This is a genomic window from Clavibacter sp. CT19 (assembly GCF_027858075.1).
Lineage (GTDB): Bacteria > Actinomycetota > Actinomycetes > Actinomycetales > Microbacteriaceae > Clavibacter > Clavibacter tessellarius_A.
The window spans coordinates 21,036-34,875 of record NZ_JAQHYR010000002.1; the positions used below are offsets into that span (position 1 = coordinate 21,036).

A 13,840-nucleotide genomic window follows, 5' to 3' on the forward strand; every position below is an offset into this window, starting at 1 on the left:
GCCGACGATCCTACGCGAGCGGCACGACGAGGCCCGCCGGCCGCGCGCCCCCGGGAGGGGGTGCGACGGACGGCGGGCCGGGTCGTGCGGGCCGCGGGTCAGGCCGCGGGCGGCTCGTCGCGCAGCGCCTCGCGGAGCTGGCGGCGCTCCTGCTGCTGGTCGGGGTCGGGCAGCGGCACCGCGGCGATGAGCTTCTGCGTGTACGGGTGCTGCGGGTTCCGGAGGATCGACTCGGTCGGGCCCTGCTCCACGATCTTTCCGTGGTTCATCACCACGATGCGGTCGGCCAGGAGGTCGACCACCGCGAGGTCGTGGCTGACGAACAGGCACGCGAACTGGAGCTCCTTCTGGATCTCCTGCAGCAGCTGGAGCACGCGGGCCTGCACCGACACGTCGAGCGCCGAGGTCGGCTCGTCGGCCACGAGCACCTTGGGCCGGAGCGCGAGCGCCCGGGCGATGCCCACGCGCTGGCGCTGGCCGCCGGAGAGCTCGTTCGGGTAGCGGTTGCGGAAGCTGCGCGGCAGCTCCACCTGCTCGAGGAGCTCCTCGACCCGGTCGCTCTGCTGCTTCTTCGAGAACTGCCCCGAGAGCTCGAGCGGCTCGCCGATGCTCTGGCCGATAGGCCAGCGCGGGTTGAGCGACGAGCCCGGGTCCTGGAACACGATGCCGATCTCGCGGCGGACGGCCCGGAGGTCCTTCGCCGAGATGCCGGTCATGCGCCGACCGGCGACCGTGAGCTCGCCGCCCGCGACGGGCAGGAGGCCCACCGCGGCGCGCGCGATGGTGGTCTTGCCGGATCCCGACTCGCCCACGACGCCGACGACCTCGCCGGGGTGGATGTCGAAGGACGCGCCCGTGACCGCCCGGAACGCCGGCACGCGGCCGAGCTTCGGGTAGTCGATGTCCACCTCCCTGAGGGAGATGGCGGGCTCGGTGGTGCGCTCGGCGATCTCGACCTGCGAGGCCTCGCCCGTGCCGAGGTGCGGCACCGACGCGAGCAGCTGCTTCGTGTACGGGTCCTTCGGCGACTGGAAGATCTCGCGCACCGAGCCGCGCTCGACGATGCGGCCGCTCTTCATCACGATGACGTTGGTCGCGAGGTCGGCGACCACGCCCATGTCGTGCGTGATGATGACGATGGCGCTGTTGAGGCGCTGGTGGAGCTTCCGGAGCAGGTCGAGGATCTCGGCCTGGATGGTCACGTCGAGCGCCGTGGTGGGCTCGTCGGCGATGAGCATGTCCGGGTCGCACGACAGCGACTGGGCGATCATGGCGCGCTGGCGCTGCCCGCCCGAGAGCTGGTGCGGGTACGAGTCGAAGGCCTTCTCGGGATCCGGCATCTCGACGAGCTTGAGCAGCTCGAGCGCGCGCACCTTGGCGGCCGACGGGATGATCGAGTTGTGGACGCGCAGGGCCTCCACGATCTGGAAGCCCACCGTGTACACGGGGTTGAGCGCCGTCATCGGCTCCTGGAAGATCACGGCGATGTCGTTGCCGCGGGCCTTGCGCAGGGTGGCCTGGTCGGCGCCGACCATCTCGACGCCCTTGAGCTTGGCGCTCCCCCGGACCCGGCCGTTCTTGGGGAGGAGGCCGAGCAGCGACATGGAGCTGACGCTCTTGCCGGAGCCGGACTCGCCGACGATGGCGAGGACCTCGCCCGGGTTGACCCTGTAGTCGAGGTCGATGGCCGCGGGGATCCACTCGTCGCCGACCCAGAAGTCGACTCCGAGGCCGGAGACCTCGAGGATGGGGACGATCGCGTCCGACCCGTTCGCGTGAGCGCTCATGCTGCGTACTCCTGGCTGCTGGAAGTGGGGGTGTCGAGGGGCGTCGAGGCGGGCCGTGGGACGATGTGGCCATGGATCAGCCCGTCGTCATCCGCCCGTCGTTCGGACGCCTCTTGACCGTGATCGTCGCGGCGATCGTGGTCTTCGTGCTCGCGAGCACCGTGGTGGGAGGTCGTGCCGACCTGCTCCTCACGGCCGTATGGGGCCCGCTGCTGCTGGCCTACGCCGCGTGGCTCGTCTTCTGGGCGCCGCGCGTGCGCATCGCGACCGAGGGCGTCGAGATCCGCAACGTCTTCCGCACGCACGAGATGTCGTGGCCCGCGATCCGCGAGGTCGACACCAAGTGGGCCCTGAACGTCACGACCGCGCACGAGCGCGTCACGGCCTGGGCCGCTCCGGCGCCCGGACGCCACTCGAACGCCTACATCACCACGGAGGAGGAGAAGATCCAGCCCTACCTCAGCGCCATGATGCAGGACGCGCGTCGCGGCGACCTGCCCCGCACCGACTCGGGTGACGCCGCCACGGTGATCCGCACGCGCCTCGCCGACCTCGCCGAGGCGGGCCACCTGGGCGGCCCGATCGAGGAGGAGGGTCGGCGCGTCCGCACGCACTGGGCGGAGATCGCCGTGCTGGCCGCGCTGGTCGTCGCGACGATCGTGACCGCCCTGGTCTGACACCGGGGCGCCCAGCACGACCGACGCGCCGAGGAGGGCCGACCGGGTGAGGGCCGGCCCGTCCGTCGTCGCGACGGTCATCGACCGTCCGCGCTGTCCGACGGGCTGCCGTCGGCCGCCGCGTCCGGTCGGGCCGAGCCGACGGGCGGCGGGACGCGGACGCCCTCGGCGCCGGAGCCGGTCGTCGGGCCCTGCTCGCGGCGGCTGCGGCCGGTGAGCATGGCGAACATCTGCTTGTAGGGCCCCTGTCCGCCCGGCATGCGCCGCTGGCGCGGGTCGAACGCGTCGCGCAGGCCGTCGCCGATGAAGTTGATCGACAGCGCGATGATGATGATGAACAGGCCCGGGAACCAGAACAGCCACGGCCGGGTGGCGAAGGCGCCCTGGTACTCGTTGATGATCTGCCCGAGCGAGACGTCGGGCTTCACGATGCCGAAGCCGAGGAACGACAGCGCCGCCTCGAGCAGGATCGCCGCGCTCATGAGCAGCGTGGTCGACACGATCACGACGCCGATGGCGTTCGGCAGGATGTGCCGGAACACGATGCGGCTGTTGGACGCACCGGCGACCCGGGCCGCGTCCACGAACTCGCGCTCGCGCAGGCTCAGGAACTCCCCGCGCACGAGGCGGGCGAGCGACGGCCAGCCGATGAGACCGAGGACGATGCCGAGCACCACCGCGCCGAGACCGCCGAAGGTGCGGCCGAGGACGGCCGCGATGACGATCACGGGGATCACGATGATGAGGTCGGTGAAGCGCATCAGGAGCGAGTCGATGCGCCCGCGGAAGAAGCCGGACACGGCGCCGATCACGATGCCGATGAAGGCGGCGATGATGCCGTACAGCACCATCACGACGATGGACTGCTGCGTGCCGCGCATGACGCGGGCGAAGATGTCGCGCCCGATCTCGTCCTGGCCGAAGGGGTGCACGCCGAACTGGAACGGCAGGGTCCACGTGGGGTTGCCGCCGTTGACGATGGGCGCGACGTCCTCGTAGTTCCACATCCACCAGCCGGGGATGCGGAAGCCGAAGAACTGGATGCCGACCGACGAGTACACGAGGATCGCCATCAGCAGGAGCACCACGAGCGCGGTCATCGCGCCCTTGTGGCGCAGGAACCGGCGGCGGACGACGGTGCCCTGGCTGAGGCCCTCGACCTCCCGCTGCTCGATCGTCAGCTCGGAGTTGGCGCCCTCGGGGAGGGTCGGGTCGTTGTGGGGGTCGTTGGGGTTCCCCATCAGTGCGTTGGACATGTGTCAGCTCACCCGGATTCGAGGATCGAGGACCGAGTACAGGATGTCGGCCAGCATGTTGAAGATGACGGTCAGGATGCTGGTGATCAGGATGAATCCCATCAGCGGATTGAGGTCGGTGGTGCGGAGCGCGTCCTGGAACACGGATCCCATGCCCTTCCAGGCGAAGATCGTCTCCGTGATCACGGCGCCGCCGATGAGCCCGCCCACGTCGAAGGCGATGACGGTGGCGACGGGGATCATCGCGTTGCGGAACGCGTGGCGCATGATCACGGTGCGCTCGGTGAGGCCCTTGGCCCGCGCGGTGCGCACGTAGTCCTGGTTCATCACCTCGAGGAGGCTCGCCCGCGAGTAGCGCGAGTAGCTCGCCACGGAGATGAGGAGGATGGCGATGGTCGGCAGCAGGAGGTGCGTGTAGCTGTCGAGCATGCCCTGCCAGACCGAGCCGTTGAGGCCCGGGGTGACGGCGCCGACGGTGGCGATGGGGCGGCCGCGCGTGTTGGTCACGTAGTCCGGCCACACCTGCATGACCCGGTCGACGATGATCAGCAGCGCGACGAGGCCGCCGGTGATGCCGGCGCCGCGGGCGACGATGGGCTTGTCGTTCTGACCGACGACGTAGCCGACCACCACGCCGACCACCACGAACGCGACGATGAGCACGATCGTGATCCACCAGGGGGCGGAGACCGTCAGCACGTACTGCAGCGGGTACCAGAGCACGGCGCCGAGGACGGCCATGGCGAGCGCCGAGTAGAACGCGCGCCGGTTGCGGAGCCCCGTGGACAGCGACGTGATGAGCACGGCGATCAGGGCCCCGAGGGCGCCGATGAGCACGATGCCGAGACCCGGTCGCGCGAACCAGTCGGTGACGAGCAGGTAGACGAGCACGGCCGCGGTGATGACCGTCGCGGAGCCGAACACGATGAGGCGCGGCTTCGGGTCGCCGCCGATGATGCTCATCCAGACGAAGCCCGACACGAGCGACAGCACCACGATGAGGACCGGCGGTATCGACGGGTTCACGAGGAAGTCGTTGAAGCCGATGGCGACGTACTGCTTGAGCAGCACGGCGACGAAGAAGATCGGCAGGGAGAAGAAGAGGAACGACGCGAAGGTGACGGTGTAGTCGTAGCCGCTGTACTGGCGGAGCGCGGTCGTCATGCCGATGGAGACGCCGATGAGCACCGCGATGATCGTGGCGATCGTCACTAGCTGGATGGTCTGGCCGGCGGCGTTGGCGATGAGGTCGTTGACCTCGCGGCCGTCGATTGCCCGGCCGAGGTCGACCTGGCCGATGAAGACCTTGAACACGCCCCCCAGCCAGAGGAAGTAGCGCAGCGGCGCCGGCACGTCCAGGTCGAGGAGGTCGACGCGGGCGGCGATGAGAGCGTCGCGGTTGGGCGACGGGTTCTCCCGCAGATCCTGGAGGGGATCACCCGAGTTGGCCGCCAGGTTGTAGATGATGAAGCTGGCGCCCAGGAGGACGAAGAACGACGCGACGAGGCGCCTCAAGACGAAGGTAAGCACAGGGCGACGACGTCCCTTTCTGTGATCGGCCAGGGCTCGTGACCCGACCCGACGAGAGCATACGCGGCCGGATCCGGAGATCACGAATCGGCAACGGACATGGAGAGGGTGCCGAGGCCAGGCGGCCTCGGCACCCTCGCACCCTCCCGTTCAGGGGACGGCGCTCACTGCTTCCGTGCTACTTGGCTGCGGCCTGCGCCGGAGCCCACTCCCAGTAGTTCCAGAAGTAGGTCGGCGAGAGGAACGCCGGCTTGACGCCCGTGACCGACGAGCTCCAGGCGGTGAGGCCCGGGAACTGGAAGATCGGCGTCGTCCAACCCTGCTGCTGGATCAGGGTCTCGGCCTGGATGAGCAGATCGCGCTGCTTGTCCTTGTCGGTCTCCGTGTCCAGCTGCTTGAACAGCGAGTCGATCTCGGGGTTCGACCAGCCGAAGTAGTTGTTGATGCCGCCGGTCTGGTAGTTCGGGCCGGACTCGCCGACCGCGAGGCTCGTCGACTGCCATCCGAAGAGGGCGATGTCGTACGAGGTGGTCTTGCTGGAGAGGTCGGCACCCCACGTGGCGCTGTTCACGTCGATGAGGTTGAAGCCGGCCAGCGCTGCCGACTGGCGCATGAGCTCGAACTCCTGCTGGCGACGCGTGTTGCCCTGTCCATAGATGACGCGGGCGTCGATCGTGCCCGTGACGCCGGCCTTGGCGAGGTCCGCCTTGGCGCCCTCGATGTCGACCGCCTGGTCCTTGTAGCCGTTCTTCTCGACCGAGGCCTCGTAGTTCGGCGTGCCGGGGACGAAGACGTTCGAGTTGCGGAGCTCGGCGTCGGTCTGCAGGGGCTTGATCAGCTTGTCGAGGATCTCCTCGCGCGGCAGCGTCTTGAAGAACGCCTGGCGGACGAGCTTGGCCTTCTCGGCGTCGCCGCCGAACTTCGAGGGGTCGAACGGGCCGCCGTTGGTGACCTGGAGGTCGACGTGCTCGTACGTGCCCTCGGCCTGGCCCTTGTACTCGATGCCACTGAGCCCCTGGACCTGCTGGAGGAGGTCGGCGGTGGGCTGACCGGACGCGATCTGGACCTCGCCGTTGGAGAGGGCCTGGATCTGCGCCTGCGGGTCCTTGATGAAGCGGACCGTGATCTTCTCGTACTTCGGCTTCTTGTCGCCGGTGTACTCCTTGTTGGCCGTCAGGGTGATGTACTGGTCGGCCTTGAGGTCGGTGATCGTGTACGCGCCGTCGCTCAGGGTCTTCTGGGCCTCCGTCGGCATGTCCGAGTAGCGGTAGCCGTCGTTCCAGACCTTGGAGACCGGGGCGAGGACGCTGGCGTCCTTGTCCTGGATCGCCGTGATGAGCTTCTTCTTCGCGTCCTCCGGCGAGAGGTTCTCGTCGGGGAAGGCGAGCTGCGTGGTGCCGTGGGCGGAGACGCCGACGCCGTTGCCGGTCGCGACCTCCCAGTCGACGTACGGCTGGTCGTACGTGTAGGTGAGGCTGCGGCCGTCGTCGCCGATCTCGGGGGTCTTGGTGACCAGGCCGAGGCGCGCGTCCGCGATGGCGCCGGAGTTGAAGAAGACCTGGTCGTCGGCGACCTTGGCCACGCCGTCGTCGTCCTTCTGCACCGCGTCGTCGCCGACCGTGTTGACGTTCGTCGTGTTGGCGGCCCAGTTGAGCAGCATGTCCGCGGCGTCGACCGGGGTGCCGTCGCTCCACTTGACGCCCTCGTTGATCGTGAACTTCACGACCAGGGGGTCGTCGGACACCTTCTCGTACGTGCCGAAGTCGGTGTCCTTCTGCAGCGAGGGGCCGTCGTCGTAGTAGTTGAAGGCCCGGTTCGTCAGGTACACGATGTTCGTGTTGGCGGTGGCGTTGCCGGTCGCCGACAGGTTGTTGTACTCGAGGAACGGGTCGTTCCAGGCCACGGTGATCTCAGTGCCGGCGATGACCTCGGACTGCTGAGCGGGCGCAGAGCAGCCGCTGAGTACGAGGGCACCGGAGACGATGACGGCACCAGCCGCTGCGAGGCGTCTGATTTTCAAGGTTCCTCCTGTGCATGGGAATGGCGCGGACCCACCGTGCGTGCGGTCGACCGCGCAGATAAGAATGACCCTAGGTACGGCTGGGAGTCTTTGCAAAAACTGGGCACAAACGTTACATACCGGTAACTCGGACGCGCGGATCCGCGCGTCGGGGTCCGGATCCGTGCGTCCGGACGGTCGGGATCGCGCGTGATCTCCGGCCTCGACGACGGATCGCGTCGTCCGGGGCACCGTCGGCCACGAGCCCGCCGACAGCCGGGGTGCGGGTGGCCGCGCCTAGGATCGGCCCGTGCCCGACGCCCCCTCCCCCGCCGCGACCCGACCCGCCCGACCCGCGGCGCCGCGGCCCGCGGTCCGCCGGCGGATCCGGATCGAGATCGCCCTCGTGCTCGGGCTCTCGCTCGGGGCGAGCGCCGTGTACTCCGTGCTCCGGATCGTCGACCTCTCCACGCGGCCGGAGGCGCTCGGCTCGCAGAGCGCCACGATCAACCGGAGCCTCAACGACCGGCAGGTGTTCGACCTGCTCTACCAGCTGCTCGACATCGCGACCGCGCTCGTGCCGGTCGCCCTCGTGCTCTTCCTGCTCTGGCAGCCGGGGCGCAGCGCGTTCCGCCGCATCGGCCTCGACGCCTCCCGCCCGGGGCGCGACGCGGCCGCCGGGTTCGGCCTCGCCGCGCTCATCGGCGTGCCGGGGCTCGGCCTCTACTTCGCCGGCCGCGCGCTCGGGATCACGGTGGACGTGGTCCCGACCGCGCTCGACTCGTACTGGTGGACCGTGCCGGTGCTCGTGCTCGTCGCCCTGCGTGCGGCGCTGCAGGAGGAGGTGATCGTGGTCGGCTACCTGTTCACGCGGCTCCGCGAGCTCGGCTGGGGGCACGGCCGGATGGGGACGTGGAGCGTGATCCTCGTGGCCGCCGTGCTGCGCGGGAGCTACCACCTGTACCAGGGCTACGGGCCCTTCCTCGGGAACGTCGTGATGGGCGTCGTCTTCGGCTGGTGCTACGTGCGCTTCGGGCGCACGGCGCCGCTCGTGGTCGCCCACCTGATCCTCGACGTCGTCAGCTTCGTGGGCTACCCGGTCGCGCTGCAGCTGCTGCCGGGACTCTTCGGCTGACGGGTTTCCGGATGCGACCGGGGGCGCGGCCCTGGCGCATCCGGCGCACCTGTGCCTAACCTGGGAACGCCGCACGACGAGGTGCGGCCTCATCTCGAGGAGATCCCATGGGCGACGCCGCTCATCCGACCGGGGACCCCCGGCCGGCCGTCGACTACCTGGAGGTCGAGGACTCGGCCCGGTTCCGGGAGCTGAAGCGGGCGCACCGCAGCTTCGTCTTCCCGCTCGCCGTCGCGTTCCTCGTCTGGTACTTCGCGTTCGTCCTGCTGTCGGACTACGCGCACGAGCTCATGTCCACGCCCGTCATCGGCAACGTGAACCTCGGGATCCTGCTGGGGCTCGCGCAGTTCGTGACGACCTTCGCCATCACCACCTGGTACGTGAGCCGCGCGAACTCGCGCTTCGATCCGATCTCCGCGGAGATCCGGGCGGACCTGGAGGAGCGCGAGCGCATCGCGGTCGAGGCGCCGCGCGGGTCCACCCCGCCGGAGCGCCGGAAGGACGGCCCGCGGTGACCGCCGCGACCGGAGTCGTGATGGCGACGACGCCCACGACCGACACGGGCGACCCCGTCCTCAACATCTCGATCTTCGGGGCGTTCGTGGTCATCACCCTCGTGATCGTGTTCCGCGCGAGCCGCAACAACTCGACCGCGGCCGACTACTACGCGGCCGGCCGCTCCTTCACCGGGCCGCAGAACGGCACCGCCATCGCGGGCGACTACCTCTCGGCGGCGTCGTTCCTCGGCATCGTGGGCGCCATCGCCATCAACGGGTACGACGGGTTCCTCTACTCGATCGGGTTCCTCGTCGCGTGGCTCGTGGCGCTGCTGCTCGTGGCCGAGCTGATGCGCAACACGGGCAAGTTCACGATGGCCGACGTGCTGAGCTTCCGGCTGAAGCAGCGGCCCGTGCGGCTCGCGGCGGCGACCACGACGCTCGCGGTCTGCTTCTTCTACCTGCTCGCGCAGATGGCGGGCGCGGGCGGCCTCGTCTCGCTGCTGCTCGGGATCGACGACCGGCTCGGGCAGTCGCTCGTGATCGCCGTCGTGGGCGCGCTCATGATCGTGTACGTGCTCGTCGGCGGGATGAAGGGCACGACCTGGGTGCAGATCATCAAGGCCTGCCTGCTCATCGCGGGCGCCGCCGTGATGACCGTGTGGGTGCTCGCGATCCACGGGTTCAACGTCTCGGATCTGCTGGGCGCGGCGGCCGCCGCGGCCGACAAGCCCGTGCTCGAGCCCGGCAACCAGTACGGGGCCACGGGCATCACCAAGCTCGACTTCCTGTCGCTCGCGCTCGCGTTGGTGCTCGGCACCGCCGGTCTCCCCCACGTGCTCATGCGCTTCTACACGGTGCCGACCGCGAAGGAGGCGCGTCGCAGCGTCGTCTGGGCGATCTGGCTCATCGGGATCTTCTACCTCTTCACCCTGGTGCTCGGGTACGGCGCGGGCGCGCTGCTCGGGAGCGAGCGGATCCTCGCGGCCCCCGGCGGCGTGAACTCCGCGGCGCCGCTGCTGGCGCTGGAGCTGGGCGGCCCGATCCTGCTCGGGATCATCGCGGCGGTCGCGTTCGCGACGATCCTGGCGGTGGTCGCTGGTCTCACCATCACGGCGGCGGCGTCCTTCGCGCACGACGTGTACGGCAGCGTCATCAAGAAGGGCCAGGTGTCGGCGAACGGCGAGGTGCGGGTCGCGCGGATCACGGTGGTCGTGATCGGCCTGGTGTCGATCGTCGCGGGCATCGGCGCGAACGGGCAGAACGTGGCGTTCCTCGTGGCGCTGGCCTTCGCGGTGGCGGCGAGCGCGAACCTGCCGACCATCCTCTACTCCCTCTACTGGCGGCGGTTCTCCACCCGGGGCGCGGTGCTCAGCATGTACGGCGGGCTCGGGACGGCGCTCGTGCTGATCGCGTTCTCGCCCGTCGTGTCGGGCGCGGAGACGTCGATGATCCCGGGGGCCGACTTCTCGTGGTTCCCGCTGAGCAACCCCGGGATCGTGTCGATCCCGGTCGGGTTCCTGCTCGGCTGGATCGGGACGGTGACCTCCACGCGCAAGGAGGACCCGCTCGTCGCGGCCGAGATGGACGTGCGGTCGCTCACCGGCCACGGCGCCGAGAAGGCGACCGAGCACTAGGCGCGGATGCCCGGGCGCCGGTCGAGGGCGTCCGGGCCCGCGTCGCCGTCAGTCGCTGAGGTTCTCGCTGAGGATGGTGAGGACGGCCGCGCGCGTGTCCGCCGCGGTGGTGCCCAGCCGGTCGGCCACGATCTCGACGAGGGACTCGAGGACGATCACGTGCGGGATGCGCGAGGTGTGCTCGACCTCGTGCCGGAACCCGGCCTTCGCGGGCGCCACCACCAGGGCGACGTCGGCGAGGGCGCCGAGGGGCGACGTCGCGAACGAGGTGACGGCCACGACGGCGGCGCCCGCGGCGCGGGCCGACCGCGCGCCGCGGAGGCTCAGCTCGTTGGCGCCGCTGCCGCTGATGACGACCACCACGTCCTCGGGCGACAGGCGGCTGACCGCGATCTGCTGGCCGACCGGATCCGCGACGAACTCGGCGGGGCGGCCGACCGCGGTGAGGCGCATGGAGAGGTCGAGCGCGAGCGGCGAGGAGAGGCCGCTGGCGACGATCACGAGGCGGCGCGCGGCGACGACACGCGCGACCGCGTCCTCCACCTCCGCCTCGGTGAGCACGCTCCCGACCCGCGGCAGGGCAGCGGCGAGCGCGTCGAGGTCGGAGCGGATCCGGCCGAGCGCGCTGGGGCCGTGCGCGTCCTGCCCCGAGGTCGTCGCGCGGGCCGCGCTCCGCGCGAGCTCGCGGGTGAGGGCGACGCGCAGCTGCGGGTACCCGCGGTAGCCGAGGCTCTGGCAGGAGCGGACGACGGTGGAGCGGGCGACGCCCGCGCGATCGGCGAGCTCCTGCGCGGTGATCTCCACCACGCCCTCGGTGTCGTCGAGGATCAGCTCGACCACCCGGCGCTCGCTCGGCTGCAGGGCGTTGACCACGGTCGCGATGCGCGTGGTGGGCCCCACGTCGTCACTCCACTGCACGGACCCTCGCCCCCTCGGTGATCCGGCGGCGGATCCGGCCGGAGACGGCGTCGATCGACATGGTGACCGCGACGACGACGATGAGGAGGACGCCCACCGTGGGCCACTCCCGGTACTGAGTGTAGGAGGTGAGCATGTCGCCGATCCCGCCGACGCCGATGAGGCCGAGGACCGCCGACGCGCGCACGTTGATCTCGAACCGGTACAGCCAGAAGGAGAGGAAGTCGGCGCTCGCCTGCGGCCACACGCCCCAGCGGATCAGCGCCCAGGAGCCGCCGCCGGCCGCGCGCACGGCCTCGAGCGGGCCGCGGTCGACGCCCTCGACGGACTCGTACCCCCACTTGCCGAGCGTGCCGACGCTCGAGACGCCGAGAGCGAGCGCGCCCGTGAGGGGCGTGAGGCCGGTGACCGAGAGGATCACGATGGCGGTGATGATCTCGGGCACGGCGCGGATCGCGGAGAACAGGATGCGCAGCGGCCAGCGGACGGCCGCGGGCGCGAAGCCGCGGGCGGCGAGGAAGGCCAGCGGCACCGAGACCAGGACGCCGATGACCGTGCCGACCCAGGCCATGAGCACCGAGATCCACGTCTGGCGGAGCGCCTCCGGGAGCTTCGACCAGTCGGGGCTGGAGAACATCAGCCAGAGGTAGCGGACGAGCTCCGCGGGGAGGTCGGGGAGGCGGTCCCAGGCGATGTCGGCCGACCAGCAGGCGACGACCACGACGGCGGTCACGCCCGCGGCGACGACGACGCGACCCGGGCGGCGGGGGCGGACGGGCACGGCGAGGCTCATGCGATCCTCTTCCTGATCTCGTTCGAGACGAGGTCGATCACGATGACGATCACGAGGATCTCGAGCACGATCAGCGCGAGCTGGTCGTAGCGGTAGAAGGTGCGCACGGCGTCGATGAGGAGGCCGATGCCGCCGGCGCCCACGAGCCCGAGCACGGTGGACGCGCGCACGTTGAGCTCGAGCACGTAGAGCGTCTGGCCGATGAAGCCGGGGAGCACGTCGGGCAGGGCGACCGCCCGGTCGACCTGCATCCTGGTGCCGCCCGCCGCGCGCCCCGCCTCGAGCGGTCCGGCGTCGTTCGATTCGATGGCCTCCGAGACGAGCTTCACGATGATGCCCACGTTGAAGAGGACGAGCGCGATGATGCCGGGCAGCGCGCCGACGCCCACCATCGCCACGAGCAGCGCGGCGTAGAGCAGCTCGGGCACGGCGCGCACCACGTTGAGGACCGCGCGGAGGAGGCCGCGGCTGACCGGGTGCGGGTTGGTGAGGCGCGCGGCCCACAGGCTGAGCGGCAGCGCGACCACGGCACCCGCGACGGTCGCGATGGCGGCCATGGCGAGCGTCTCGAGCATCGGCGCGACGGTGCGCGGGAAGAAGGACCAGTCGGGCTCGAACAGGCGCGCCAGCTTGTCGGCGCCGTTCCGCCAGTTGCGCGCGATGGCGTCGAACCCGAACGCGACGCCCACCTGGGGGCTCATGGCGACGGCCGTGATGGCGAGCACGACGGCGAGCGCGGCCCACGGCCTCCAGCGACCCGCCGGGCGCGGCGGCAGCTCCCGGATGCTCATCCGAGGGTGTCCTCGGGGCGGATCGAGCGGCCGTAGATGGCCTCGAACACGTCGTCGCCCGCCGTGGCGGCCGGGCCGTCGTAGACGACCTCGCCGGCGCGGAGGCCGATCATGCGGTCGCCGTAGCCGCGGGCCAGGTCGAGCAGGTGCAGGTTGGTGAGCACGGTGATCCCGAGCTCCCGGTTGATGCGGCGGAGGTCGCTCATGACGCCGTGCGCGGTCGGCGGGTCGAGGCTCGCGACCGGCTCGTCGGCCAGGACCAGCCGGGGGCGCTGCGCGAGCGCGCGGGCGATGGCGACGCGCTGCTGCTGGCCGCCGGACAGGGTGGAGGCGCGGTCCCACACCTTGCCGAGGATCCCGACGCTCTCGAGCGCCTGGAACGCGATCTCGCGGTCGGCCGTGCGCGGCAGCCCGAGGAACGTCCGCCAGCCGGGCGTGTGCGCGAGCCGGCCGACGAGCACGTTGTCGAGCACGCTCGCGCGCTTCGCGAGGTTGAAGCCCTGGAAGACCATGCCGATGTCGCCGCGGAGGGCGCGGAGCCGGCGGCCGGCGAGCCCGTCGACGCGCGTGCCGCCCACCTCGACCTCGCCGGAGGAGACGGGGACGAGGCCGTTGATCGTGCGGATGAGGCTCGACTTGCCGGATCCGGACAGGCCGACCACGGAGACCATCTCGCCGCCGGCGATGTCGAGCGAGACGTCCTTCAGCGCGACGACGCCGTTGGGGTAGCGGACCGTCACGCCGGCGAGGCGGACGGCCCACGGCGCGGAGGCCGGCGCGAGCGCGGCGGCCTCCGACAGGGAGCCGGTGGCGGTCATCC

12 protein-coding genes are annotated in these 13,840 nt (G+C 70.6%); 4 read left to right on the forward strand and 8 right to left on the reverse strand.

Annotated features, from left to right (window positions below; genetic code table 11):
* Positions 1-98 precede the first annotated feature (98 nt).
* Positions 99-1,787 (reverse strand): ABC transporter ATP-binding protein, encoded by a 1,689-nt coding sequence (locus PED38_RS02295; RefSeq protein ID WP_270979464.1) that lies wholly within the window; start codon positions 1,785-1,787, stop codon positions 99-101.
* A 71-nt stretch (positions 1,788-1,858) separates the two neighbouring features.
* Here PED38_RS02295 and PED38_RS02300 point away from each other — a divergent pair, with 71 nt between their 5' ends.
* A complete protein-coding gene (locus tag PED38_RS02300) occupies positions 1,859-2,464 on the forward strand; it encodes a PH domain-containing protein (protein ID WP_270979465.1) in 606 nt (201 codons plus the stop codon).
* A 77-nt stretch (positions 2,465-2,541) separates the two neighbouring features.
* Here PED38_RS02300 and PED38_RS02305 read toward each other — a convergent pair whose 3' ends face one another.
* From PED38_RS02305 to PED38_RS02315, 3 genes are all read right to left on the reverse strand, one after another.
* The gene (locus PED38_RS02305) at positions 2,542-3,720 is read right to left on the reverse strand and encodes an ABC transporter permease (protein ID WP_063072630.1); all 1,179 of its coding nucleotides are present in this window, start codon (positions 3,718-3,720) and stop codon (positions 2,542-2,544) included.
* A 3-nt stretch (positions 3,721-3,723) separates the two neighbouring features.
* A complete protein-coding gene (locus PED38_RS02310) occupies positions 3,724-5,250 on the reverse strand; it encodes an ABC transporter permease (RefSeq protein WP_063072629.1) in 1,527 nt (508 codons plus the stop codon).
* A 178-nt stretch (positions 5,251-5,428) separates the two neighbouring features.
* The gene (locus PED38_RS02315; protein ID WP_063072628.1) at positions 5,429-7,270 is read right to left on the reverse strand and encodes an ABC transporter family substrate-binding protein; all 1,842 of its coding nucleotides are present in this window, start codon (positions 7,268-7,270) and stop codon (positions 5,429-5,431) included.
* 289 nt (positions 7,271-7,559) lie between these two features.
* Between PED38_RS02315 and PED38_RS02320 the strand changes: the two genes are divergently transcribed.
* The 3 genes from PED38_RS02320 (at position 7,560) to PED38_RS02330 (ending at position 10,518) form a co-directional block, all read left to right on the forward strand.
* Complete coding sequence (locus PED38_RS02320; RefSeq protein ID WP_063072627.1) at positions 7,560-8,384, forward strand: CPBP family intramembrane glutamic endopeptidase; 825 nt, start codon at positions 7,560-7,562, stop codon at positions 8,382-8,384.
* A gap of 107 nt (positions 8,385-8,491) precedes the next feature.
* Positions 8,492-8,899, forward strand: coding sequence for a DUF485 domain-containing protein (locus PED38_RS02325; RefSeq protein WP_270979466.1), 408 nt, complete (start codon positions 8,492-8,494; stop codon positions 8,897-8,899).
* Between the two features lie 20 nt (positions 8,900-8,919).
* Positions 8,920-10,518, forward strand: coding sequence for a solute symporter family protein (locus PED38_RS02330; protein ID WP_063072647.1), 1,599 nt, complete (start codon positions 8,920-8,922; stop codon positions 10,516-10,518).
* A gap of 48 nt (positions 10,519-10,566) precedes the next feature.
* On the opposite strand, the gene PED38_RS02335 is transcribed toward PED38_RS02330, so the two are convergent.
* Genes PED38_RS02335 through phnC form a run of 4 tightly spaced genes read right to left on the reverse strand, consistent with a single transcriptional unit; the run spans position 10,567 to position 13,838 of the window.
* Entirely contained in the window at positions 10,567-11,436 is an 870-nt protein-coding gene (locus tag PED38_RS02335; protein ID WP_063072625.1) for a MurR/RpiR family transcriptional regulator, read from the reverse strand.
* On the reverse strand, positions 11,423-12,229 hold the full coding sequence (phnE, locus tag PED38_RS02340; RefSeq protein WP_270979468.1) for a phosphonate ABC transporter, permease protein PhnE: 807 nt from the start codon (positions 12,227-12,229) through the stop codon (positions 11,423-11,425). The genes PED38_RS02335 and phnE (PED38_RS02340) overlap by 14 nt, the downstream gene beginning before the upstream one ends.
* The gene (phnE, locus tag PED38_RS02345) at positions 12,226-13,020 is read right to left on the reverse strand and encodes a phosphonate ABC transporter, permease protein PhnE (RefSeq protein ID WP_270979471.1); all 795 of its coding nucleotides are present in this window, start codon (positions 13,018-13,020) and stop codon (positions 12,226-12,228) included. The genes phnE (PED38_RS02340) and phnE (PED38_RS02345) overlap by 4 nt, the downstream gene beginning before the upstream one ends.
* On the reverse strand, positions 13,017-13,838 hold the full coding sequence (gene phnC / locus PED38_RS02350; protein WP_063072622.1) for a phosphonate ABC transporter ATP-binding protein: 822 nt from the start codon (positions 13,836-13,838) through the stop codon (positions 13,017-13,019). Before phnC ends, phnE (PED38_RS02345) begins: the two co-directional genes overlap by 4 nt.
* Between the last annotated feature and the right edge of the window lie 2 nt (positions 13,839-13,840).